This window comes from Pseudomonas sp., assembly GCF_035277045.1.
Taxonomy (GTDB): Bacteria; Pseudomonadota; Gammaproteobacteria; order Pseudomonadales; family Pseudomonadaceae; genus Aquipseudomonas.
On record NZ_DATELE010000275.1, the window covers coordinates 130938 to 153805 of the forward strand.

Sequence of the window (22868 nt, forward strand, 5' to 3'; positions counted from 1 at the left end):
AAAAGTTCGGAACGAGATGCATGTCTCGTGCGCTTGGGTCTGCAGCGTCTCACCGCCTCACCGCCCCATCACCATCACCCTCCCCCCCTCATCCACCACCCGCACCGGCAGCACCCGCGCCAGGCTCTCGATCAGCACTTGCGGCTCGGCACTCGGGAAACTGCCCGTCAGGTGCAGCCTGGCCGCCGACGCATCGACCGACAGCGGTTTGGCCACATAGGCATTGAGCTCGGCGATCACCTCGGCCAGCGGCGTGTCGGTGAACGACCACCAGGCGCGCTGCCAGTGACGCAGGTCAGGCCCGAGTTCGCTGCCAGCCTGCCAGGCGCCAAGACGACCCTGGTCATCAAGACCGACGCGCTGCCCGGCGCGCAACACCACCTCGCGGCCCTGCAGGTCGCGCACCTGCACCCGTCCGCGCGCCACCGCCACCTGCACGCCAACGCCGCGGTCGCTGACGGTGAACGCCGTGCCCAGCACCTGCACCACGCCCAGCCGGGTGCTGACCAGGAACGGCCGCAGCCTTTCGTGGGCAACGTCGAAATAGGCATTGCCATGCAGCAGCAGCACCTGCCGCTGGCCATGGCTGTAGCGCACCCGCAGGTTGCTCTCGGCCGCCACCAGCAGCTCGCTGCCATCGGGCAGGGCAAACCTGCGCGGGGCCTCGGCGTGGGCCGTCTGCAACGCGTGCTCGAAGGGCATGGTGCGCTTGAACATCCAGCCCAGCCAGCCACCAGCGGCCAGCACCACGGCCAGCGCGCCACCCTGGCGCAGCAGGCGCCGGCGGCTCGGATCGCACGGCTCGGGCTGCACCACGCCACGCAACTGCGGGGCCAGGCGATGCACCAGCTGCCATCGATGTTCGGCCTCCAGCCAGGCCCGCTCGTGCTCGTCGCTCTTGCCGCGCCAGCGCTGCACCTGGGCGCCGACCTGCCGGGCACGCTCCAGATCGTCACCGTGCAAGCCCGCCAGGTACGCCAGCGCCTGTTGCACTTTGCGCGGGGATACGGGATCAGTCATGCCGAACGGCCAGGCTCAGCTCCGAGAGGTCGAACACCGCCCGGGCGATGTGCAGCTCCACCGACTTCGCCGACAACCCGAGGGCCGCGCACACCTCCCGGTGGCTCTGGCCATGCAGGCGCACACGGACGAACACCTCGCGCCGCAAGCGCGGCATGCGCTCGATGCGCTCGATCAGTTGCTGCAACTGCTCGCGGGCGATCATCACGTCTTCAACGCTGGGGCTCAGCGCCTCGGCACGGGTCAGCCAATCCTGCAGCGCCGCCAGCTCCGTGCTGCGACGCCGGTACTGGTCGATGCACAGGTTGCGCGCGGCCTGGAACAGCAACGCCCTGGCGTTGAGCACCGGGGCGTTCAGGGCATGGGCATAGGCCTGCGCAAAGCTGGACTGGGCGATGTCGGCCGCATCATCCGGATTGCGCAGGCGCCCGCACAGGTAGCGGCGAAGATCGGTGTAGTGGACCAGCAGGTCGTGAACGACCGCCTGGAAAGCCGGCGCGCCGGCCCAGGGGGAGGATAGAGAGGTCATTGCGTGCGCAGATGAGGATCACTAATAGGAATTCCTATCATTCTCACACAGGTCTTCCCGGCGGTGCCAGTACCTTAATAGCCATGACCGCGCAGCAGCTGGGCTTCGCTGTGCGCGGCCGGCCGGCCGTAATGGCGCAGCAAGGCACCGGCGCGGTTGGTGAAGATGCCATCGACACCGGCGGCCGTGGCCTTGGTGAAGTCCTCTGGCGCGTCGAGGGTGTAGACGTGCACCAGCAGGTCCCGCTCATGGCTGAGCTGGTTCATCCACGGCTGGATCAGGTCGGCGTAGCTTTGCTCGCCCCCGCCGCTGCGCGCCGCGGAAGGCCCGGTGCCGATCGCTCCGCCTTGCACGGCGGCGTCCAGCCAGCGGTTGAATTCGGCGTGGTCCCGAGGTTGCTGGCGCGCGTAGAAGGCAGCCTTGTCGAGCTCACCGGACTCGGCGAAGGACTGGCCCGAAGCCGGCTCGATGGCCCCCTTGCCAACCCATAACAGGAGGATCTTCGGCACCTGCGGCATGCTCTTGTGGAGCAGGCCAAGGCTGTTGCGGTCGAACGTCTGCAGCACCACCTTGCCTGGCCTGTCGAGCCAGCCCCGTGCGTCAAGCCGGGCCTGAAGCTGGGCTTCGATGCCGGGAAACTGATCGGGCACCTTGGTCTCGATGTACAGGCCAGGATCGCGTTCGGGATTGCCCTCGGCGATGTCGATCACCTCGTCCAGGGTAAGGATCCGCAGTTTCTCGAACGACGCCCGCGCACGCGCCGGGTACGCCTGGTTGAACCAGCTGCCCGCATCCAGCGCCTTGAGTTCGGCCAGGGTGAAGGCGCTGACGGGGCTGTCGCGCCGCTCGGGATAGCGCTCGGCGACATCGCTGGTACGCGCCAGCGTGTCATCGTGGACGGCGACCAGCACACCGTCGCGGGTACGTTGCAGGTCCAGCTCGAGGTAGTCGGCACCCAGGTCGCGTGCCAGCAGGTACGCGGGCAGAGTGGACTCCGGCGCGTCATGGGAGGCGCCGCGGTGGGCAATCACCGCCGGGTCCGGGATACCCAGGCGCAACGCCCGCGACCTGACCTCCTCGGCGCTGACCGATGACGCCACCAGCAACGTGCCCATGGCCCAGTGGATGATGCTGTTCATTGCGTGCTCCCTCGTTGTCCTGCCTGCCAGCCTCGCACATTCTCCATGACATGCTAAAGTCGCGGCGTTTGCCCGCACACCGACGGATGCCCCATGCCCCACGCCCCTCTTGATGCCCACCTGCCCACCTGGGCGCAGCTCAACGACCGCCATCCCTGCCGTGCCTTGCTGCTGGGCAACGGCGCGAGTCGCGCGGTGTGGAAGCCGTTCGGCTACTTCTCGCTGTTCGAGCAGGCCCAGCAGGTACGCTCGCGGGCCTTGGGCAAGAGCGACCAGGCACTGTTCAAGGCCCTGGCCACGGAGCTGTTCGAGCCGGTGCTGAGCATGCTCAACACCACGGTACGCACCAACGCGGCGCTGGCGATCAGCTCGACCGCCCCTCTCAATCGCTATTACGCGATCAAGGAAGCGCTGATCCATGCCATGCGCAGCCTGCACGTGCCCTTTGCGCTAGTGCCGACGCCGACACTACAGGCCTTGAGCAACGAACTGCGCACCTACGAGCGCGTGTTCACCAGCAACTACGACCTGCTCTGCCCCTGGGCGGTCGAGCAAGCCCCGCATGGCTTCGCGCGGCTGTTCGACGACGAAGGCTTTTTCGACATACGTGCCACCCGCGACCCAGGCACACGCCTGCACTATCTGCATGGCGGCCTGCACCTGCTCAAGCAGGCCGACGGCACCACTCGCCAGCGCAGCGCCGAGGGCAGCGAATTGCTCGATGGCTTTGCCGTGAACACACCGGGCGAGGTGCCGTTGTTCATCAATGAAAGCACCAGCAACGACAAGCTGCGCGCCATCCGCAACTCCGACTACCTCTCCTGGTGCCTGGGCGAACTCGCCCGCGAGCGTGACGGCCTGTGCGTGCTCGGGCAGCACCTGGGCGGCGCCGACCAGCATCTGGCTCAGGCCATTCGCCAGGCGCGGCCGGCGCATCTCTCGATTGCCATTCGCCCATTGGGCGAGGCGTCGGTCATCAGCCAGAAGCAGCGGTATCTGGAGGTGTTCGCTGAAGCGCCCGAGCTGGCGCTGCATTTCTTCGATGCCAGCACGCACCCGCTGGGCGCGCCCGGCCGCGAAATCGCGGTGCCAGCCGGTCACGGCAAGCGGCACTGAAGCTCAGTCATGAAGCCGGCGCCCTACCTCTGTGCCGGCCCATCGCGGGACAAGCCGGCTCCCACAGGGAACAAGGTCAGGCCGCGATCAACCCATCCGCGCGCAGCAACGTTTCCAGACAATGCTCCTTCACCCCGTAGAACGCCTTCAACTGCTCGATCTTTTCAAGCAAGACCCCGGCATCGGCTGGCGACTTGCGCTTGACCGCCAGGATCATCTTGTTCTTGTTGGTGTGCTCCAGCGAGATGAATTCGAAGACCTTGGTCTCGTACCCGCACGCTTCCAGGTACAGCGCGCGCAGGCTGTCGGTGAGCATCTCGGCCTGCTGGCCCAGGTGCAGGCCGTATTGCAGCATGGGCTGCAGCAGGCCAGGGCTGTGCAACTGGGGGCGGATCTGTTTGTGGCAGCACGGCGAGCACATGATGATCGAGGCGCCGCAGCGGATGCCGGTGTGGATGGCGTAGTCGGTCGCCACGTCGCAGGCATGCAGGGCGATCATCACGTCGATGGCCTCGGGCACCACGCTGCGCACGTCGCCACACTCGAACACCAGGCCAGGCTGCTCAAGGCGAGCCGCGGCGGCGTTGCACAGCTCGACCATGTCCTGGCGCAACTCGACGCCGGTGACCTGAGCCTGGCGCGCCAGGCGATCGGTCAGGTAGTCGTGCATGGCGAAGGTCAGATAGCCCTTGCCTGAACCAAAATCGGCGACCCGCAGCGCCTGGTCGCCGGCAAGCGGCGCACTGGCCAGGGCGTGATCGAACACCTCGATGAACTTGTTGATCTGCTTCCACTTGCGCGACATGGACGGGATCAACGCGCCCTGCCTGTCGGTCACCCCCAGGTCGCGCAGGAACGGGCGGGACAGCTCCAGGTAGCGCTTCTTCTCGCGGTCGTGCTCGGCCGGCGCCGCGGCGCGGGGCGCCTGCGCGCCATGACGCTGGAGCATCGGCTTGCCCTTCTTGCTGAAGTTCAGCTGCACTTCCTCGTCCTGGTTGAACAGGTGGGCATTGCGGAAACTCGCGGGCAGCAGCTCATCGACAAGCGCGCGGGCCTGCTCCAGCGGCAGGTTGCGGGTGATGTCGCGGGTCTGGTGGCGGTAGACCAGCGACAGGCACGCCTGACCCTTGACCACCAGCGGCTTGGCGATGATGCGCTGCAGGGTATCGTCGGCACCGACATGGCGGGCCAGCACCAGCTTGACCAGGGTGTTGCCCTGCAGGCTGGCATCGAGCATGTCGAGAAACTGGGCACGCGCATCCGGCGCGGTTGAAGCGGAGGGTGTGACGGACATCGGGTGTGGGTGCCTCAAGGTGCGGAGGGCGCGCGGGGCGCAGTGCCGGGCAGTTTACGTCGATGGCCGGCCTGCGCACAGGTTTTCTCGATGGGCGTGGCTCAGTCGAGGATCACCAGCCGGTTCGGCAGCTCGTTGCGCGGGTGGGTCAGCGGCACATGGACGCTGAGCACCTCGCCGCAGGCTTCGACACAGGTGATGAAGCCCTGCAGCGTCTCGCCCTGGCGCACCTGCTCGGTGAACCGCGCGACGATGCCGGCCCACACCTGGTTGTCGAGGCGCTGGGCTATACCGTCATCGACCAGTATCTCCACGTAGCGCTCGGCCTCGCTGACGAAGATCAGCATCCCGGTGGCGCCCTCGGTGTGGTGCAGGTTCTGCTCGAGAAACTGCCGCCGCGCCAGGTTGGACGCTCGCCAGTGCCGCACCGTCCGCGGGATCAGCCGGGTGGTCAGGCCCGGCAGGCGAAACACCAGGCACAGGACGATGAAGGTCAGCCACTGGGTCATCAGCAGCTGGTTGATGCTCAGCCAGCCAGACACGAAGTGCAGTAGCCCGGGCACCACCAGCGCCAGGAGGCTGGCCCACAGCAAGGGGATATAGGCATAGTCGTCGGCGCGCCGGGCCAGCACCGTGACCAGCTCGGCATCGGTGTGCTGCTCGACGCGGGCAATCGCCTCGGCGACCTGGCGCTGTTCGTATTCCTTGAGCAAAGTCATGCCATCGGTATCTCGTTGAAGGTTGTTCTACCAGCCACCGGATGACCCGCCGCCGCCGAAGCTGCCGCCGCCACCCCCGAAGCCGCCACCGCCGCCCCCGCCACCGAAACCGCCGAAGCCACCGCCCAGGGCGCCACCCAGCGCGGCGCCCAGTCCGCCGCCACGCCCGCCACGCCCGCGGCCGCCGCCCGAACCCATGCCCGACATGATCAGCACCACGAACACCAGCATCACCAACAGCGCGAACATGGCCGGGCTGCGGCTGCCTTCAGGCTCAGGGCTTTCCTGCAACGGTTCGCCGCCGAGCACATGAAGCATGGCGCTGACACCGGCGACGATACCGTCGCTGTACGCTTCACGGCGAAATGACGGAGTGATCACGCTGTTGATGATCACCGCTGCCTGGGCATCGGTCAGACGATCCTCCAGCCCGTAGCCGACCTCGATCCGCAACCGCCGCTCGCTTGGCACGACAATCAGCAGCGCGCCGTTGTCCTTGCCCTTCTGGCCAATGCCCCAATGACGCCCGAGCTGGTAGCCGTAGTCCTCGATGGGCAGGCCTTGCAGGCCGGGCAACGTCACGACCACCACCTGCTCACCCGTGGCCTGCTCGTGCGCGGCGAGCATCTGCTCGAGCTGCCGGACGCTGGCCGGGTCGATCAGCTGGGCGTTGTCCACCACCCGCCCGGTCAGCGCCGGAAACGCCGGCGCGGCCTGTGCCAGGCCGCTGGCCAGCAGCAGCGCCAGCCAGCAGGAGGCGATCAGCGCGCGCATCAGAATTTCACTTCAGGCGCTTTGTCGGCATTCTCGCTGGTGGCCTCGAAACTTTCGCGCACGTTCAGGTCGCTGTACATCACCTTGTGCCAGATACTGCCGGGGAAGGTGCGGATCTCGGTGTTGTATTTCTGCACGGCGGCGATGAAGTCGCGGCGCGCCACGGCGATGCGGTTCTCGGTGCCTTCGAGCTGCGATTGCAGTGCCAGGAAGTTCTGGTTCGACTTGAGGTCCGGGTAGCGCTCGGACACCACCATCAGGCGGCTCAACGCCCCGCTCAACTGGCCTTGCGCCTGCTGGAACTGTTGCAGCTTCTGCGGATCGTCCAGGGTGCTGGCATCGACCTGGATCGACGTCGCCCTGGCCCGGGCCTCGATGACCGCCGTGAGGGTCTCCTGCTCCTGGCGGGCGTAGCCCTTGACCGTCTCGACGAGGTTGGGAATCAGGTCGGCGCGGCGCTGGTACTGGTTCTGCACCTGGCCCCAGGCGGCCTTGACCTGCTCATCGTATTGCGGAATGTTGTTGATCCCGCAGCCAGCCAGCACGCTGGCGATCGCCAGCAGCAACCATACCCGTACCGACCTTGCCTGAATGACCTGCATGTTCTGCGTGCTCCTTGTCCTGATCGAAAGCGCCATATGAGGCATACTTCGCCGTAATTTCAATCGCCTGCCCTGTTTGAGCCTGCGTACCACCGTGGATACGACCGGGGCCCAGAGAAAAGAATCCATGAACAAACTGTGTTTGCTGGGCCTGGTCATCGGTCTGGCCAGTCAGACGGCCATGGCCGCCCCCTCCGCCCCGCCACTGCAGGACAAACAGGCCTTCATCGATCATCTGCTCACCGAGATGACCACCGACGAGAAGATCGGCCAGTTGCGCCTGATCAGCATAGGCCCGGAAATGCCCCGCGAGATGATCCGCAAGGAAATCGCCGCGGGCCGCATCGGCGGCACGTTCAACTCGATCACCCGCGACGAGAACCGGCCCATGCAGGACGCGGCCCAGCGCAGCCGCCTGAAGATCCCGATGTTCTTCGCCTACGACGTGATCCACGGGCACCGTACCATTTTTCCGATCAGCCTGGGCCTGGCCTCGAGCTGGGACATGGATGCCATCGCCCGGGTAGGCCGCACCTCGGCCATCGAAGCCGCCGCCGACAGTATCGACATGACGTTCGCGCCGATGGTCGACATCGCCCGCGACCCGCGCTGGGGCCGCACCAGCGAAGGCTTTGGCGAGGACACCTACCTCACCTCGCGCATCTCCAAGGTCATGGTCGAGTCGTTCCAGGGCACGCGCCCGGCCAATGCCGACAGCATCATGGCCATCGTCAAGCATTTCGCCCTGTACGGCGCGGTGGAAGGCGGACGCGACTACAACACGGTCGATATGAGCGCGCCAAAGATGTACAACGACTACCTGCCGCCCTACCGCGCGGGTATCGACGCCGGCGCCGGCGGTGTGATGGTGGCGCTGAACTCGATCAACGGGGTGCCGGCCACCTCCAACACCTGGCTGATGCATGACCTGCTGCGCAAGGACTGGGGCTTCAAGGGCGTGACCATCAGCGACCACGGCGCCATCCAGGAGCTGATCCGCCACGGCGTCGCACGTGATGGCCGCGAGGCCGCGAAGCTGGCGATCAAGGCCGGCATCGACATGAGCATGAACGACTCGCTGTACGGCGAAGAGCTGCCCGGCCTGCTCAAGTCCGGCGAGGTCAGCCAGGCCGAGCTGGACAATGCCGTGCGCGAGGTGCTCGGCGCCAAGTACGACATGGGCCTGTTCGAAGACCCGTACCGGCGCATCGGCAAGGCCGAGGACGACCCCAAGGACACCTACGCCGAACAACGCCTGCACCGCGACGCCGCTCGCGACGTGGCGCGCCGCAGCCTGGTGCTGCTCGAGAACCGCAACCAGGCCCTGCCGCTGCGCAAGAACGCCACCGTCGCCCTGGTCGGCCCGCTGGCCGATGCGCCGATCGACATGATGGGCAGTTGGGCCGCCGCCGGCCGGCCGCAGCACTCGGTCACCGTTCGCGAAGGCCTGCGCCGCGCCATCGGCGAGCAAGGCAAGCTGGTCTACGCCAAGGGCGCCAACGTCACCCACGACAAGGCGATCGTCGACTACCTCAACTTCCTCAACTTCGACGCCCCCGAAATCATCGATGATCCACGCCCCGCCGCGGTGATGATCGACGAGGCGGTCAAGGCGGCGAAGCAATCCGACGTGGTGGTGGCCGTGGTCGGCGAATCGCGCGGCATGTCCCACGAGTCGTCGAGCCGTACCACCCTCGAGATTCCCGCCAGCCAGCGCGAGCTGATCAAGGCCCTCAAGGCCACCGGCAAGCCGCTGGTGCTGGTGCTGATGAACGGCCGTCCGTTGTCGCTGGCCTGGGAACGCGAGCAGGCCGATGCCATCCTGGAAACCTGGTTCAGCGGTACCGAAGGAGGCAATGCGATCGCCGATGTGCTGTTCGGCGACTACAACCCGTCAGGCAAGCTGGCGATCACCTTCCCACGCTCGGTCGGGCAGATCCCGATGTACTACAACCACCTGAGCATCGGTCGCCCGTTCACCCCAGGCAAGCCAGGCAACTACACCTCGCAGTACTTCGAGGAGCCCAACGGCCCGCTGTATCCCTTCGGCTATGGCCTGAGCTACAGCGATTTCAGCCTGGAAGACCTGACGCTGTCCCGGACAGCGCTCAAGCAGGGCGAGAAGCTGCAGGCGCAGGTGACGGTGAAAAACACCGGCAAGCGTGACGGCGAGACCGTGGTGCAGCTGTACCTGCAGGACGTGACCGCGTCGGCCAGCCGTCCGGTCAAGGAGCTCAAGGGCTTCCAGAAGCTGATGCTCAAGGCCGGCGAGGCCCGGAAAGTCAGCTTCACGATCAGCGAGGACGACCTCAAGTTCTATAACGGCCAGCTGCGATGGGCCGCCGAGCCTGGCCAGTTCAAGGTGCAGGTGGGGCTGGATTCGCAGTCGGTGCAGCAGCAGAGCTTCGAGTTGTTGTAGGTTCCATGACCGCCGCGCCCAGCGGCGGTCATCCGGCCCACTGCCAGGACCCGTGCCATGTCATTTTCCATCCGCGCCCTGCGCCTGGGGCTGATCATCCTGGCAATCGTGATGGGCACGGTGCTCAGTGCCAGCTGGGCCATGCACCAGGCCAGGCGCGAGTCGATGGTCACCGACGCCCAGCGAGCCAGCCAGCAACTGGGGCTGTATGCCAACTCGCTGCACACCCTGATCGAACGCTATCGCGCCCTGCCCGCCGTGCTGGCGCTCGACCCCGAACTGATCAAGGCACTCGGCGGCCCGATCGATGCGCGGGTGCAGGACGCGCTCAACCGCAAGCTTGAGCGCATCAATGCCGCGGCCAATTCCTCGACCCTCGAACTCCTCGACCGCACCGGCTTGGCCGTGGCGGCCAGCAACTGGCGCCTGCCGACCACCTACGTGGGTTCCAACTACGGGTTCCGTCCCTACTTCAAGCAGACACGAACCCAAGGCAGCGGCCGCTTCTACGCTGTGGGCGTGACCAGCGGAGTGCCGGGCTACTTCCTGTCGAGCGCGGTCAACGATGCCAATGGGCGCTTCCTTGGCGCCATGGTGGTCAAGCTGGAGTTTCCCGAGCTTGAGCGCGAGTGGCGCCAGGGCAGCGACGTGCTGCTGGTCAGCGACGCCCGCGGCATCATCTTCATCGCCAACCAGGACGGCTGGCGCTACCGCGAGCTGCAACCGCTGACCGACGCCGACCGCGACGAGCTGGCCGCCACCCGCCAGTACGACAAGCAACCGCTGGTAGCGCTGCAACACCAGGTTCTCAACCAGTTCGATGGCAACAGTCGCCTGAGCCGCGTGCAAGGCCCCGAAGGCGCTACTGAGTACCTTTGGGAAAGCGTGGCGCTCGAGACCGATGGCTGGACACTGCACCTGCTGCGCAAGCCGCAGGTCAGCGAGGATGGGCGCAATGCCGCGCTGACCGCGGCGGCAATTTGGCTGAGCCTGGTCTTCGCGCTGCTGTTCATCAGCCAGCGCCTGCGCCTGGCACGGTTGCGCCAGCGCAGCCGCGACGAGCTGGAGCGTCTGGTCGAGGCCCGCACCCGCGAGCTGCGCACGGCCCAGGAAGGCCTGGTGCAATCGGCCAAGCTGGCGGCGCTGGGGCAGATGTCCGCAGCCCTCGCCCACGAGATCAACCAGCCCCTGACCACCCAGCGCATGCAACTGGCGACCTTGGGCCTGCTGCTCGACAGCGGCCGCGTGGCCGAAGCGCGCCAGGCCCTGGAGCCGCTCGAACAGATGCTCACGCGCATGGCCGCGCTCACCGGGCACCTCAAGACCTTCGCGCGCAAGAGCCCCGTCGGGCTGCGTGAACGCCTCGACCTGGCCAGCGTGGTGGACCAGGCGCTGCACCTGCTGGACACACGCTTGCGTGACGAGGGCGTGGAAGTCGCCCTCTACCTGGCGCGCCCGGCGTGGGTGCGGGGCGACGCGATCCGTCTTGAACAAGTGCTGATCAACCTGCTGCACAACGCCCTCGACGCCATGGCCGACAAACGCTACAAACGCCTTGAAATCCGTATCGAGGCCGAACCCGGGCACTGGCGGCTGAGCGTGCTGGACAGCGGCGGCGGCATCCGCGAGGCTGATCTCGCGAAGGTCTTCGACCCCTTCTTCACCACCAAGCCGGTGGGCGAAGGCCTGGGGCTTGGCCTGGCGATTTCCTACGGCATCGTTCACGAGGCCGGGGGCGTGCTGCAGGCCGAGAACCTGCCTGGCGGCGCGCGCCTGAGCCTTGCCCTGCCCCGCGACCTGGAGCCTGCATGTTGAACTCAGTGATCGTCGTCGATGACGAAGCCAGCATCCGCACGGCCGTGGAGCAGTGGCTGAGCCTGTCCGGTTTCAGCGTGCAGCTGTTCAGCCGTGCCGAGGAATGCCTGGCGCAACTGCCGGCGCATTTCCCCGGGATCATCATCAGCGACGTGCGCATGCCGGGCATGGATGGCTTGCAACTGCTCGAACGGCTGCAGGCCAGCGATGCGGACCTGCCGGTGATCCTGCTGACCGGCCACGGCGACGTGCCCATGGCCGTCGAGGCCATGCGCAACGGCGCCTATGATTTTCTGGAGAAACCCTTCAGCCCGCAGAGTCTGCTCGGCAGCCTGCGGCGCGCCCTGGAAAAGCGCCAGCTGGTGCTCGAGAACCGTCGCCTGCACGAGCAGGCCGACTTCAAGGCGCGACTGGAGGGCACCCTGCTGGGCATGTCGCAAGGCCTGGTCCAGCTGCGCCGGCAGGTGCTGGAACTGGCCGGCCTGCCGGTCAACGTGCTGATTCGCGGAGAAACCGGCAGCGGCAAGGAGCGCGTGGCGCGTTGCCTGCACGACTACGGGCCGCGCGCCGGCAAGCCTTTTGTCGCGCTCAACTGCGCGGCGATCCCCGAAGCGCTGTTCGAGGCCGAGCTGTTCGGGCACGAGAGCGGCGCCTTCACCGGCGCTCAGGGCAAGCGCATCGGCAAGCTGGAATACGCCAATGGCGGCACGGTGTTCCTGGACGAGATCGAGAGCATGCCGCTGGCCCAGCAGGCCAAGCTGCTGCGGGTGATCCAGGAGCACAAGCTCGAGCGGCTGGGCGCCAACCAGAGCATCGCTGTCGACTTGCGCATCGTGGCGGCAACCAAGCCTGACCTGCTCGAAGAGGCCCGCGCGGGACGTTTTCGCGAAGACCTGGCCTATCGGCTGAACGTCGCTGAACTGAGGCTGGCGCCCTTGCGCGAGCGGCGCGAGGACATTCCCCTGTTGTTCGAGCATTTTGCCCGCGACGCCGCCGAACGCCTCGGCAGGACCGCGCCGCCGCTGGGTGGCGCTCAACTGGCGCGCCTGCTGGGGCATGACTGGCCCGGGAACGTGCGCGAGCTGGCGAATGCGGCGGAGCGTCATGCGCTGGGGCTGGATTCGCCCGGCGTGGACGACGTCGCCGGTCAGTCCCTGGCCGAGCAGATGGAAGCGTTCGAGGCGCAATGCCTGCGCGCGGCGTTGCGCCAGCACAAGGGCGAGATCAAGGCGGTGATGGAAACGCTGCAGGTTCCGCGGCGCACGCTGAATGAAAAGATGCAGCGGCATGGGCTGATGCGGGAGGATTTCCTGGGCAGGGAATAGGCGGATTCTTGCTTATGGCTTGGGTTGGATGAGCGGAAAGTCGCCTAGGGACGGTGTTTTGGGGTGAGTTTGGGGCCGCGTTGCGGCCCATCGCGGGACAAGCCCGCTCCCACAGGGAGGGGGGCGGAATTGTTGTTGGGATGGGCTTGCATGCCTTGATTCACAAGGCCTGTCGCTCACCCACCGGGGGAGCGGGCTGGTCCCGCGATGGGCCGCAACGCAGCCCTGGCACCCACCCTGGCACACCTCCTGCAATCCCCCCTTCTCAAGCTCCACCTACAAAAACAACGAGAAGGTTACCTCTGATGGATAACGCCACCTCCCTGCCAACCGGGGCGGCCATTGCGCCTGCCGCCGAAAAAACCACGTCCAGCCGCCTCAAGTCGATCTTCAGCGGCTCCATCGGCAACATGGTCGAGTGGTACGACTGGTACGTCTACGCCGCATTCTCCCTGTACTTCGCCAAGGCATTCTTTCCCGCGGGCGACACCACCGCGCAACTGCTGAACACCGCCGCGATCTTCGCCGTGGGCTTCCTCATGCGCCCCATCGGGGGCTGGCTGATGGGCCTTTACGCCGACCGCAAGGGCCGCAAGGCGGCCTTGATGGCCTCGGTACTGCTGATGTGCGCAGGCTCCCTGGTGATCGCCCTGACACCCGGCTACGAAACCATCGGCGTCGCCGCCCCGATCCTGCTGGTGCTCGCCCGCCTGCTGCAGGGCCTGTCGGTCGGCGGTGAATACGGCACCTCGGCTACCTACCTGAGCGAGATGGCCAGCAAGGAACGCCGCGGCTTCTTCTCCAGCTTCCAGTACGTGACGCTGATCTCCGGCCAGCTCATCGCCCTGGCGGTGCTGATCATCCTGCAGCAGACCCTGACCACAGAACAGCTGTACTCGTGGGGCTGGCGCGTGCCGTTCGTGATCGGTGCCCTCTGCGCCGTAGTGGCGCTGTACCTGCGCCGCGGCATGGAAGAGACCGCGTCCTTCACCAAGAAGGAGAAGGCCAAGGAAAGCCTCATGCGCACCTTGCTGCGCCATCCCAAGGAGCTGATGACCGTGGTCGGCCTGACCATGGGCGGCACCCTGGCCTTCTACACCTACACCACCTACATGCAGAAGTACCTGGTCAACACCGTCGGCATGAGCATCAGCGACTCGACCACCATCTCGGCGGCCACGCTGTTCCTGTTCATGTGCCTGCAACCGGTGATCGGCGCGCTGTCCGACAAGATCGGCCGACGCCCGATCCTGATCGCCTTCGGCGTACTGGGAACCCTGTGCACCGTGCCGATCCTGACCACCCTGCACACCATCCAGAGCTGGTGGGGTGCGTTCTTCCTGATCATGGCCGCGCTGATCATCGTCAGCGGCTATACCTCGATCAATGCCGTGGTCAAGGCCGAACTGTTCCCCACCGAAATCCGCGCCCTGGGCGTCGGCCTGCCGTACGCGCTGACCGTGTCGATCTTCGGTGGCACCGCCGAGTACGTGGCGCTGTGGTTCAAGAGCGCGGGCATGGAGACCGGCTACTACTGGTACGTCACCGCCTGCATCGCCTGCTCGCTGCTGGTGTACGTGACCATGAAGGACACCCGCAAGCATTCGCGGATCACCACTGACTGATCGTCTTATCGCGGTATCAGAAAAGAGGCGAACATCTGTACATGTTCGCCTCTTTTTTTGCGCGCAAAAACACCATCTCCCACATTCGGCTCACGCAATGAGCCGAATAGCGCTTCTATTCGGCTCACTGAAACACAAAACATCTAACTATTAGATCATTATAGGTCATTATTTACGCTTTTTCATCGACTATATCGGCGTAGGATTAAATTCATAGAAAGCAACAACCCCATTCCTACGGAGCATCCCACTATGAAAAACAAACTGATCCTCACCCTTGCCCTATCTGTCCTGGCAACTGGCGCTTTCGCTGAAGACGGCTTCGACCGCACCAAGGCGCACACCGTCCACGCCATGCAGACCCAATCGGCCACCTTCGCCGAAGACGGGTTCGACCGCACCAACGGCGCACGCTTTGCCGAGGACGGCTTCGATCGCACCCACGGTGCTCGCTTCGCCGAGGAGGGCTTCGACCGCACCAACGGCCACCGCGTCACCTGATCCCGATGTCGGCGCCCAGCCCGGCTTTGCCGGGCTTGACTGTTCCAACCCATGCCAAGCCTTGGCACACTGGTCGCCTCGTTCATCCAGAGGATGGCCACACGGCCTGCGTCGATGTACTACTACGAACCCGCAAAAGGCCACGGCCTGCCCCACGACCCTTTCAACGCCATCGTCGGCCCACGTCCAATCGGCTGGATCTCTTCGCACGACCGTGAAGGCCGGCTGAACCTTGCGCCGTACAGCTTCTTCAACGCCTTCAACTACATCCCGCCGATCATCGGGTTCTGCAGCGTCGGCCGCAAAGACAGCCTGACCAACATCGAGCAGACCGGTGAGTTCGTCTGGAACCTGGCCACGCGCCCCTTGGCCGAGCAGATGAACCAGAGCTGCGCGGCGGTGGCGGCCGATGTCGATGAGTTCGAGCTGAGCGGGCTGACGGCTGCGCCGTCGCGGGTGATCGGCGTGCCGCGGGTGGGCGAGAGCCCGGTGTCGTTCGAGTGCAAGGTCACCCAGATCGTGCAGCTGCAACGGGCTGACCAGCAATTGGTGCCCAGCTGGCTGATCCTCGGGGAAGTGGTGGCGGTGCATATCGCCGAGCACCTGCTCAAGGACGGTATCTACGATACCGCGGCGGCCGAACCCATCCTGCGCGGCGGCGGCCCGGCCGACTATTTCGAGCTGGGCAACCTGTTCAAGATGGCCCGGCCCCAGGTCAACGGCTGATCACCAGAGCAGCTCGCCGTCTTCGCTGACATCGCGCAACCGTGCGAGCTCGGCGCAGGCGGCATCATCGGCCGCCATCGCGGTCTTGAACACCTGCCCCTCGAGCACCTTGTGGAACTGCGGCGCACCGCCGGCGTGCAGGTGCTTCACCGCGATCGCGGCGCTGTAGCCGCCCTCGCCCGGGACCATCGCCGAAACTGCTTCGAAACGTTGAAACTCTCTACGTGCCATGCCTGACCACCCGTGTTGAACAAGGCGGGTAGTCTAACCCGCGCCGAAGGTGTGCAGGTCAAGGCTGGCCACCACTTGGGCCTGCACCAGCTCGCCGAACAGGTCGAGGGTCGGCGAAGCGAAATAACCGCTCATGGCCTGTTGATCGCACCAGCTGCCCGTGAGCAGCCACAGGTCAGCGTCGGCCTGCGAGCGCTGCACGTTGAAACTCAGGCAACCAGGCGTTTGCAGCGACGGCACCAGCAAGTCGCGCAGGCGTGCGCCCAACTCCGCCGAACGACCATTGCTGGCACGGATGAAGGCAAGGTGGGTGACCGGCTGGGACTGGGCCATGGGAATCTCCTTGAACGCGCGGATGAAAATGCCAGGCGACCAAGATTAGGGGCCCACTCGCTTTCCCGGTTAGGCCATTACTGCCTGTCGATTGCCTGATCCTGTCGCGCGGCAGGATCAGGCAATCGAGGTGCAGCATCCGACTAGCGCCCTTTCTTGCACAAACCTATGCTGCAGCCCTCAGCAGAGGAAACCCACATGACCGCCCCCACGCCCGCCACGCCGCCACTGGAACCGACCCTTGAAGCCCAGCGCCACGAACTGGCCGGGCTGATCCGCCGTCATGCCGGCGAGCCACAGGGCAGCGTGTCGGCGATCGACGACTTGTACCTGGTCAGCTATCGCGAAAACATTCGTTCGATGCCGACGCTGGCGCAGCCGGCCCTGTGCGTCCTGGCCCATGGCAGCAAGACGCTGTTCCTGGGCGATGAGGCCTACGCCTACGACCCGCTGCACTACATGGTGGTTTCGGTGACCTTGCCGATCAGCGGCGCACTTCTCGAGGCGAGCCCGGAGAACCCGAGCCTTGGCCTGCGCCTGGACATCGACCCGGCGCAGATCAGCCAGCTGATCGCCGAGGCCGGACCGATGGCGGTCCCCAACCTGCCGTCGGGCCGCGGCCTGTATGTCGAAAGAACCGACCCGCAGTTGCTCGATGCCCTGCTGCGGCTGATCCGTCTGCTCGATTCGCCGCGCGATATCCCCATGCTCGCGCCGCTGATTCGCCGCGAGATCTTCTACCGTCTGCTGCGCGGTCCGCAGGGCTATCGGCTGTACGAAATCGCCTTGGCCAACAGCCAGACCCATCGCGTGTGCCAGGCGATTGCCTGGCTCAACCAGCATTACCAGCAGCCGCTGCGCATCGAAGAACTGGCCCGCGAGGTCAACCTCAGCACCTCGACCCTGCACCATCGCTTCAAGGCCGTCACGGCCATGAGCCCGCTGCAATACCAGAAGCAGCTGCGCCTGCAGGAGGCGCGCCGCCTGATGCTCAACGAGGGGCTCGAGGCGGCCGTCGCGGGTTATCGGGTCGGCTACGAAAGCCCGTCGCAGTTCAGCCGCGAATACAGCCGCCTGTACGGGGCTCCGCCGATCCGCGACCTGGCACGCCTGCGCGCCAGCGGCGGCTGATCGCCTCAGGCCGTCACGGCCTGCTGCCACTGCGCCTGGTCGATCTCGATCAGCGTCGGGCCGCTGCGCTCGATCGCCTCCCGCAAGGCCTGGCGCAGTTGCGCCACATCACCCGCCGCGCACGCCGCAGCGCCCAGGGCCCGGGCCACGCCGATGAAGTCGGGGGTATGGATATCGACGCCGATCGGCTCGATGGCGCGGTTGACCATGTACTTCTTTATCTCCTCGTAGCCCTGGTTATTCCACAGCAGCACGATGAGCGGAACCCGAGCTTCCACCGCGCTGGCCAGCTCCGGCAGGGTGAACTGCAGACCGCCGTCGCCGATCAGGCAGACAGCAGGCGCCCGCCCGGCGGGAGCTTCGGCACTCCCGAGCCAGGCCCCGATGGCGGCCGGCAAGGCGTAGCCGAGGGTGCCGTAGCCGGTGGAGGAGTTGAACCAGCGTCGCGGGGCGTGCAGGTCCAGCGTCAGGTTGCCGCTGTACACCGGCTGGGTCGAGTCGCCAACCAGCACCGCACTGGGCAAGGTCTCCAGGACCGTGGTGAGCAGGCGGGTCTGGCTGCGGGTGGGCAGGTCCCACTCGGCGGCCAGCGCAGTGCGCAGCTGCAGGGCGCGGCTGGCGCCCCAGGCACTGTCACGCGGGGGCTGGGGTTGAGACTGCAAAGCGGCCAGCAGCGCCTGGGCGGCGACGTCCGCATCGGCTACCAGGGCGAGCTCGGGCAGGTAGTTGCGCACGGTCTGGTCCGGGTCGATATCGATGCGCAGCAGGCTCCCCGGAATCTCGAAGCCACCCTTGAAGGTCACGTCGTAGTCGGTCTCGGCAAGCTCGGTGCCGATCGCCAGGACCACGTCGGCCTCCGCCACCAAGGCCCGGGTGGCCGGCAGGGACTGGGTCGAGCCGATCTGCAGCGGATGGTCCGCGGCCAGCAGGCCCTTGGCATTGATGGTCAGCGCCACCGGTGCCTGCAGGTGTTCGGCCAGCTGGCGCAGGGCATCCCCCGCCGCCAGCGCACCGCCTCCGGCAAGGATCAGCGGGCGACGGGCAGTGGCCAGGCGCGCGGCCATCTGCGCCACCGCCAGCGGCGAAGCTCCGGCCCGCGAGGTGCGCACTGGCCGGCTCGCCAGCAGGTGATCGGCAGGCTCCACCAGCACATCCAGCGGGATCTCGATATGCACCGGGCGCGGCCGGCCGCCGTCGAACACGGCGAACGCCCGCGCCAGCACCTGGGGCAGGTCATCGACGCTCATCAGCGTGTGGGAAAACGCCGCCACACCCGCGATCAGGCCAGACTGATGCGGCAGCTCGTGCAGCTTGCCGCGCCCGCCGCCCAGTTGACCGCGTGTCTGCACGCTGGAGATCACCAGCATCGGGATCGAATCGGCGTAGGCCTGGCCCATGGCCGTGGTGATGTTGGTCATCCCCGGACCGGTGATGATAAAGCACACACCGGGCTTGCCCCGAGTGCGTGCATAGCCATCGGCCATGAAGCCTGCGCCCTGCTCATGGCGCGGCGTGACATGACGGATCATGGAGCCCGCGAGCCCTCGGTAGAGCTCGACCGTATGCACGCCGGGAATGCCGAAGACATGGTCGACGCCATAGCCTTCAAGGAGTTTGACCAATGCTTCGCCACAGGTTGCCATGCCTTGTACCCTTGTTCTTGTAGGACCAGGCACTATTGGACCGCTGGCCAGCTACCGGCACAATGCAAAAGAACACATACTAGCCATGTCTTCAGATCATGGCTTGAGTCGATGAAACGGCTACCTCCCCTTCCCGCGCTGCACACCTTCCTGGTCACGGCTCAGTGCTGCAACTTCACCCACGCCGCCCAGCAGCTGCATATCACCCAGGGCGCGGTGAGCCGACAGATCGCGGGGCTCGAGCAGCACCTGGGCTATGCACTGTTCCAGCGCCAAGCCCGAGGCTTGAGCCTGACACGCGAAGGCCAGGACTGGCTGCCGCGGGTGCGCCAGATATTCGTCCTGATCGACGAAGGCGTGCAGCAGGTGGGCGAGCGTGGCAGCACGTTGCAGCTCAAGGCGCCGACCTGCGTGATGCGCTGGCTGCTGCCGCGCCTGATGGAGTGGCAGGCGCTGCGTCCCGACGTGCCGGTGGAACTGACCACCACGGTGCAGCATGGCGTCGACTTCAGGCGCGAAAACTTTGCGGCGGCGGTGGTCTACGGCAGCGTTCCGAACCACGGGCTGCAGGTGCGCAAGCTGTTCGACGAGCAGCTGACTCCGGTCTGCGCGCCCTCGTTGCTGGCAGGACCGCTGCCCTTGGTGGAGATGCAGGACTTGTCCCGGCACTTGCTGCTGCATCCCTCGCGCGATGAGCATGACTGGCAATCATGGCTCAGGGCGGCGGGTGTCGAGCTCGCCGCGCCGGGGCGGCGCCAGCATTTCGAGACCCTGGACATGGCCATGGCGATGGCGTCCCAAGGCACAGGCGTGGCGATCGGGGACTGGTCGCTGATCGGGGATGACCTGCGCGGTGGGCGGTTGTGCATGCCGTTCGGGCTGAAGGTGAGGACCGGCAAGGCCTACTACCTGGTGTGCCCGCCGGGGGCAATGGCGCCAGGCCTGGTGGAGCTGCTCGACTGGCTCGAAACAAGCGCTGCCACTGGTTAAGTCCCACAGGATCCAGCATCAGTGGCAGAGCGCAGCCACCGGTGGACTATGCTGTGCAAAGCACCTGCGTGCTATGGCCGGAGGTAAGCATCATGGGCATCAAATCCAGGAAATGCGCCGTCGTCTGTGCCCTCGCCGCGGTTGTCGGGCTTTACGCCTCGGCGGCCTGGCGGGTGGAAGTGCTGCGAAACCAGCCCGCAGCCCACCAGCACACCAGCACCCTGAGCGCCGTCAAATGAAGCGACGGCGCACGCCGGTCATTCCTCGACGCTCATGAACTCCTTGGCCCAGCGAATGTAATCCTCAGGCTGGGTGTAGGTGTGCGACAGCTCCGTGGCGTTCATGCCGGCGGACTTGTCCTGCAGCTGGCGCTGCTCGCGCAGGCTGTCATAGGTGGCCTTGATCGCGGCGAAGTAGGCGCCATGCCCATCGACCGCGATGCGCACGCCAAGGCGCGCCAGGCGCGCGTCATCGTGCAGGTTGGGGTTGCCGTAGGTGACCAGCATCAGTGGCACCGTCAGGTGTTGGGCAATCTGCTCCAGCTGCTCGAAATCCTTGACCCCTACCATGCAGATCCCATCGGCGCCCGCGCGCTGGTAGCTCTGGGCGCGAACGATGATCTCTTCGGTGGTGAGCACGCCGGCATTGGTCCGGGCAATGATCGACAGCGCCGAGTCGACGCGCGCCTCGAGCGCCGCGCGGATCTTGCCGACGCCCTCCTCGACCGGGATCAGGTCGGTGGACTTGCGGCCGAACTGCGCTGGCAGCAGGGTATCCTCGATGGTCAGCGCGGCCACGCCGGCACGCTCCAGTTCAATCACGGTACGCATGACATTCAGGGCATTGCCGTAGCCATGGTCGGCGTCGGCGATCACCGGCAATTGCGCGACGCGGCCGATGCGCGTGGCCTGCTCGACGAATTCGCTCAAGGTGATCAGTGCGAAGTCCGGCGCGGCGAGCACCTGCAACGAGGCGACCGATCCGCCGAGAATGCCGACCTCAAAGCCGAGGTCCGCCGCGATGCGCGCGGACATGGGGTCGAATACCGAGGCGGTGTGATAGCACGAACCTGAAGCCAGAAGTTCGCGAAAGGCGATACGCAAATCGTGGTGGGAAGCCTTGGGCATGATCACTCCGCAATAATCTTGAAATTTGAACTGGCTGACTACCGACCCCTGAATCGGGTCTACCTGACCGTGTTCTAACCGTCGACGTTGAGCGGTCATGCTGGACATGCAGGCAGAGGAATAAAAGGTGTGGGAAACAGCGACAAAAAACCCCGCGGCGAAATATCGCACCATGCTGGTGCAACGCCCGGAATTCAGCCTCTGTGGCCCATTCACGATATCACGCGGCCATGCAGCCCAGGATGAAAGCGCTAATGCCGATCCGGCATAGGGGATGCAGGATTTACATAGGAAGCTATTGAAAGTCGCTACACTAGCGTCTTTATGTTTCAAGGAATGACCGTGAACGCCGCATTGCCTCCCGCCCTCCTGCGCAGCGTGCTTGTCGCCCTGATGCTGGCGATCTTTCTAGGCGCCCTGGACCAGACCATCGTCGCCGTGTCGATGCCCGCGATCTCCGCGCAGTTCAACAACGTCGGCCTGCTGGCCTGGGTAATCTCCGGCTACATGGTCGCCATGACCGTCGCGGTGCCGATCTACGGCAAGCTGGGCGACCTGTATGGCCGGCGCCGCATGATCCTGACCGGCACGGCCTTGTTCACCCTGGCCTCGCTGTTCTGCGCGATGGCCCAGAGCATGGAGCAGCTGGTACTGGCTCGGGTGCTGCAGGGCATCGGCGCGGGCGGCATGGTGTCGGTCAGCCAGGCGATCATCGGCGACCTGGTACCGCCACGTGAACGCGGCCGCTACCAGGGCTATTTCAGCAGCATGTACGCGCTGGCCAGCGTGGCCGGCCCCGTGCTCGGCGGCTGGCTGACCGAGTACCTGTCCTGGCGCTGGGTATTCTGGATCAACCTGCCACTGGGCCTGTGCGCCTGGTGGGTGGCCAGGCAGGCCTTGGACGGCCTGCCGGTGGCGCGGCGCCAGGCGCAGGTCGACTATCTTGGCGCGGTGCTGTTGATACTGGGCCTGGGCAGCCTGTTGCTGGGCATCACTCTGGTCGGCCAGGGCAGTCACTGGCAATCCGCGCCGGTGCTCACGCTGCTGGTCTGCGCAGCGCTCGGACTGCTGGTGTTCGTGCTGCACGAGCGGCGTACGGCCGAGCCACTGCTGCCTCTGCACCTGTTCGGCAACCGGGCGGCGGTGCTGTGCTGGTGCGCGATCTTCTTCACCAGCTTCCAGGCCATTTCGCTGACCATGCTGATGCCCCTGCGCTACCAGGGCATCACTGGCGCGGGAGCCGATGCCGCGGCGCTGCACCTGCTGCCCCTGGCCATGGGCCTGCCGATCGGTGCCTACACCGGTGGCCGGCTGACGTCGCTGACCGGCCGCTACAAGCCGCAGATCCTTGGGGGCGCGCTGTTGATGCCGCTGGCCATCCTCGGCATGGCACTGACGCCACCCCAGGCCGGACTGCTCAGTGGGGTGTTCATGCTACTGACCGGAATCGCCGGCGGCCTGCAGTTCCCCACCTCGCTGGTGGGCACGCAAAGCGCGGTGGAGCCACGGGATATCGGCGTGGCGACCAGCACCACCAACCTGTTCCGTTCACTGGGCGGGGCGATGGGCGTGGCCTGCATGTCCAGCCTGCTGCTGGCGATGCTGCAGCACGGTGGCCTGGAGCTGGGCGCGAATCCGCTGCTGGGGAGCCTGCAGGCCGGCGAGCCGGACGCGGCGACCCAGGCGCGGCTCATGGAGACTTTCCGCCATCTGCTGCTGGCCAGCGCCGGGGTATCGCTGCTAGGCCTGTGCGCCGCCGCGAGCATGCCTGACCGACAACTGCGCGGTCACTCATAGCGAATGGGAAAC

Annotated in this window: 22 protein-coding genes; 11 read left to right on the top strand and 11 right to left on the bottom strand. The window is 66.0% G+C overall.

The window, feature by feature from the left end:
- Positions 1 to 57: 57 nt before the first annotated feature.
- The 3 genes from VJS90_RS15870 to VJS90_RS15880 all read right to left on the bottom strand — a co-directional run bounded on the left by VJS90_RS15870 (position 58) and on the right by VJS90_RS15880 (position 2664).
- Positions 58 to 1020: a FecR family protein gene (locus tag VJS90_RS15870; protein WP_324122596.1), complete on the bottom strand. Its 963-nt coding sequence runs from the start codon at positions 1018 to 1020 to the stop codon at positions 58 to 60.
- Complete coding sequence (locus tag VJS90_RS15875; protein WP_324122597.1) at positions 1013 to 1549, bottom strand: RNA polymerase sigma factor; 537 nt, start codon at positions 1547 to 1549, stop codon at positions 1013 to 1015. The genes VJS90_RS15870 and VJS90_RS15875 overlap by 8 nt, the downstream gene beginning before the upstream one ends.
- A 74-nt stretch (positions 1550 to 1623) precedes the next feature.
- The gene (locus tag VJS90_RS15880) at positions 1624 to 2664 is read right to left on the bottom strand and encodes a glycerophosphodiester phosphodiesterase (RefSeq protein ID WP_324122633.1); all 1041 of its coding nucleotides are present in this window, start codon (positions 2662 to 2664) and stop codon (positions 1624 to 1626) included.
- Positions 2665 to 2781: 117 nt separating this feature from the next.
- Between VJS90_RS15880 and VJS90_RS15885 the strand changes: the two genes are divergently transcribed.
- Positions 2782 to 3804, top strand: coding sequence for a DUF4917 family protein (locus tag VJS90_RS15885; RefSeq protein WP_324122598.1), 1023 nt, complete (start codon positions 2782 to 2784; stop codon positions 3802 to 3804).
- 76 nt (positions 3805 to 3880) lie between these two features.
- On the opposite strand, the gene VJS90_RS15890 is transcribed toward VJS90_RS15885, so the two are convergent.
- The 4 genes from VJS90_RS15890 to VJS90_RS15905 form a co-directional block, all read right to left on the bottom strand.
- Entirely contained in the window at positions 3881 to 5098 is a 1218-nt protein-coding gene (locus tag VJS90_RS15890) for an SAM-dependent methyltransferase (protein ID WP_324122599.1), read from the bottom strand.
- Between the two features lie 101 nt (positions 5099 to 5199).
- On the bottom strand, positions 5200 to 5817 hold the full coding sequence (locus VJS90_RS15895) for a TPM domain-containing protein (protein ID WP_324122600.1): 618 nt from the start codon (positions 5815 to 5817) through the stop codon (positions 5200 to 5202).
- A 27-nt stretch (positions 5818 to 5844) separates the two neighbouring features.
- On the bottom strand, positions 5845 to 6591 hold the full coding sequence (locus VJS90_RS15900) for a TPM domain-containing protein (protein WP_324122601.1): 747 nt from the start codon (positions 6589 to 6591) through the stop codon (positions 5845 to 5847).
- Positions 6591 to 7193, bottom strand: a complete 603-nt coding sequence (locus VJS90_RS15905; RefSeq protein WP_324122602.1) for a LemA family protein — start codon at positions 7191 to 7193, stop codon at positions 6591 to 6593. The genes VJS90_RS15900 and VJS90_RS15905 overlap by 1 nt, the downstream gene beginning before the upstream one ends.
- 127 nt (positions 7194 to 7320) lie before the next feature.
- Between VJS90_RS15905 and bglX the strand changes: the two genes are divergently transcribed.
- The 6 genes from bglX (at position 7321) to VJS90_RS15935 (ending at position 15604) form a co-directional block, all read left to right on the top strand.
- Positions 7321 to 9612, top strand: a complete 2292-nt coding sequence (gene bglX, locus VJS90_RS15910; RefSeq protein WP_324122603.1) for a beta-glucosidase BglX — start codon at positions 7321 to 7323, stop codon at positions 9610 to 9612.
- 57 nt (positions 9613 to 9669) lie between these two features.
- Positions 9670 to 11427: an ATP-binding protein gene (locus VJS90_RS15915; protein WP_324122604.1), complete on the top strand. Its 1758-nt coding sequence runs from the start codon at positions 9670 to 9672 to the stop codon at positions 11425 to 11427.
- Positions 11421 to 12752, top strand: a complete 1332-nt coding sequence (locus VJS90_RS15920; protein WP_324122605.1) for a sigma-54 dependent transcriptional regulator — start codon at positions 11421 to 11423, stop codon at positions 12750 to 12752. Before VJS90_RS15915 ends, VJS90_RS15920 begins: the two co-directional genes overlap by 7 nt.
- A 305-nt stretch (positions 12753 to 13057) precedes the next feature.
- Positions 13058 to 14377 (top strand): MFS transporter, encoded by a 1320-nt coding sequence (locus VJS90_RS15925; protein WP_324122606.1) that lies wholly within the window; start codon positions 13058 to 13060, stop codon positions 14375 to 14377.
- A gap of 252 nt (positions 14378 to 14629) precedes the next feature.
- Positions 14630 to 14878 (top strand): heme utilization protein, encoded by a 249-nt coding sequence (locus VJS90_RS15930; RefSeq protein ID WP_324122607.1) that lies wholly within the window; start codon positions 14630 to 14632, stop codon positions 14876 to 14878.
- 114 nt (positions 14879 to 14992) lie between these two features.
- Positions 14993 to 15604, top strand: coding sequence for a flavin reductase family protein (locus VJS90_RS15935; RefSeq protein WP_324122634.1), 612 nt, complete (start codon positions 14993 to 14995; stop codon positions 15602 to 15604).
- On the opposite strand, the gene VJS90_RS15940 is transcribed toward VJS90_RS15935, so the two are convergent.
- Together VJS90_RS15940 and VJS90_RS15945 are read right to left on the bottom strand one after the other, a co-directional pair.
- On the bottom strand, positions 15605 to 15835 hold the full coding sequence (locus VJS90_RS15940; RefSeq protein ID WP_324122608.1) for a hypothetical protein: 231 nt from the start codon (positions 15833 to 15835) through the stop codon (positions 15605 to 15607).
- A gap of 33 nt (positions 15836 to 15868) precedes the next feature.
- The gene (locus VJS90_RS15945) at positions 15869 to 16168 is read right to left on the bottom strand and encodes an antibiotic biosynthesis monooxygenase family protein (RefSeq protein ID WP_324122609.1); all 300 of its coding nucleotides are present in this window, start codon (positions 16166 to 16168) and stop codon (positions 15869 to 15871) included.
- 198 nt (positions 16169 to 16366) lie between these two features.
- Between VJS90_RS15945 and VJS90_RS15950 the strand changes: the two genes are divergently transcribed.
- Complete coding sequence (locus tag VJS90_RS15950) at positions 16367 to 17299, top strand: AraC family transcriptional regulator (RefSeq protein ID WP_324122610.1); 933 nt, start codon at positions 16367 to 16369, stop codon at positions 17297 to 17299.
- Between the two features lie 5 nt (positions 17300 to 17304).
- Here the strand turns inward: VJS90_RS15950 and VJS90_RS15955 are convergent, their stop codons facing one another.
- Positions 17305 to 18942 (bottom strand): 5-guanidino-2-oxopentanoate decarboxylase, encoded by a 1638-nt coding sequence (locus tag VJS90_RS15955; RefSeq protein WP_324122611.1) that lies wholly within the window; start codon positions 18940 to 18942, stop codon positions 17305 to 17307.
- A 111-nt stretch (positions 18943 to 19053) separates the two neighbouring features.
- On the opposite strand from VJS90_RS15955, the gene VJS90_RS15960 reads away from it, so the two are divergent.
- Positions 19054 to 19932 (top strand): LysR substrate-binding domain-containing protein, encoded by an 879-nt coding sequence (locus VJS90_RS15960; RefSeq protein ID WP_324122612.1) that lies wholly within the window; start codon positions 19054 to 19056, stop codon positions 19930 to 19932.
- Between the two features lie 92 nt (positions 19933 to 20024).
- Complete coding sequence (locus VJS90_RS15965; protein WP_324122613.1) at positions 20025 to 20171, top strand: hypothetical protein; 147 nt, start codon at positions 20025 to 20027, stop codon at positions 20169 to 20171.
- An 18-nt stretch (positions 20172 to 20189) separates the two neighbouring features.
- On the opposite strand, the gene VJS90_RS15970 is transcribed toward VJS90_RS15965, so the two are convergent.
- Positions 20190 to 21059, bottom strand: a complete 870-nt coding sequence (locus tag VJS90_RS15970) for an oxaloacetate decarboxylase (protein ID WP_324122614.1) — start codon at positions 21057 to 21059, stop codon at positions 20190 to 20192.
- Between the two features lie 342 nt (positions 21060 to 21401).
- Here VJS90_RS15970 and VJS90_RS15975 point away from each other — a divergent pair, with 342 nt between their 5' ends.
- Complete coding sequence (locus VJS90_RS15975) at positions 21402 to 22856, top strand: MDR family MFS transporter (protein WP_324122615.1); 1455 nt, start codon at positions 21402 to 21404, stop codon at positions 22854 to 22856.
- The last annotated feature ends 12 nt before the right edge of the window (positions 22857 to 22868 follow it).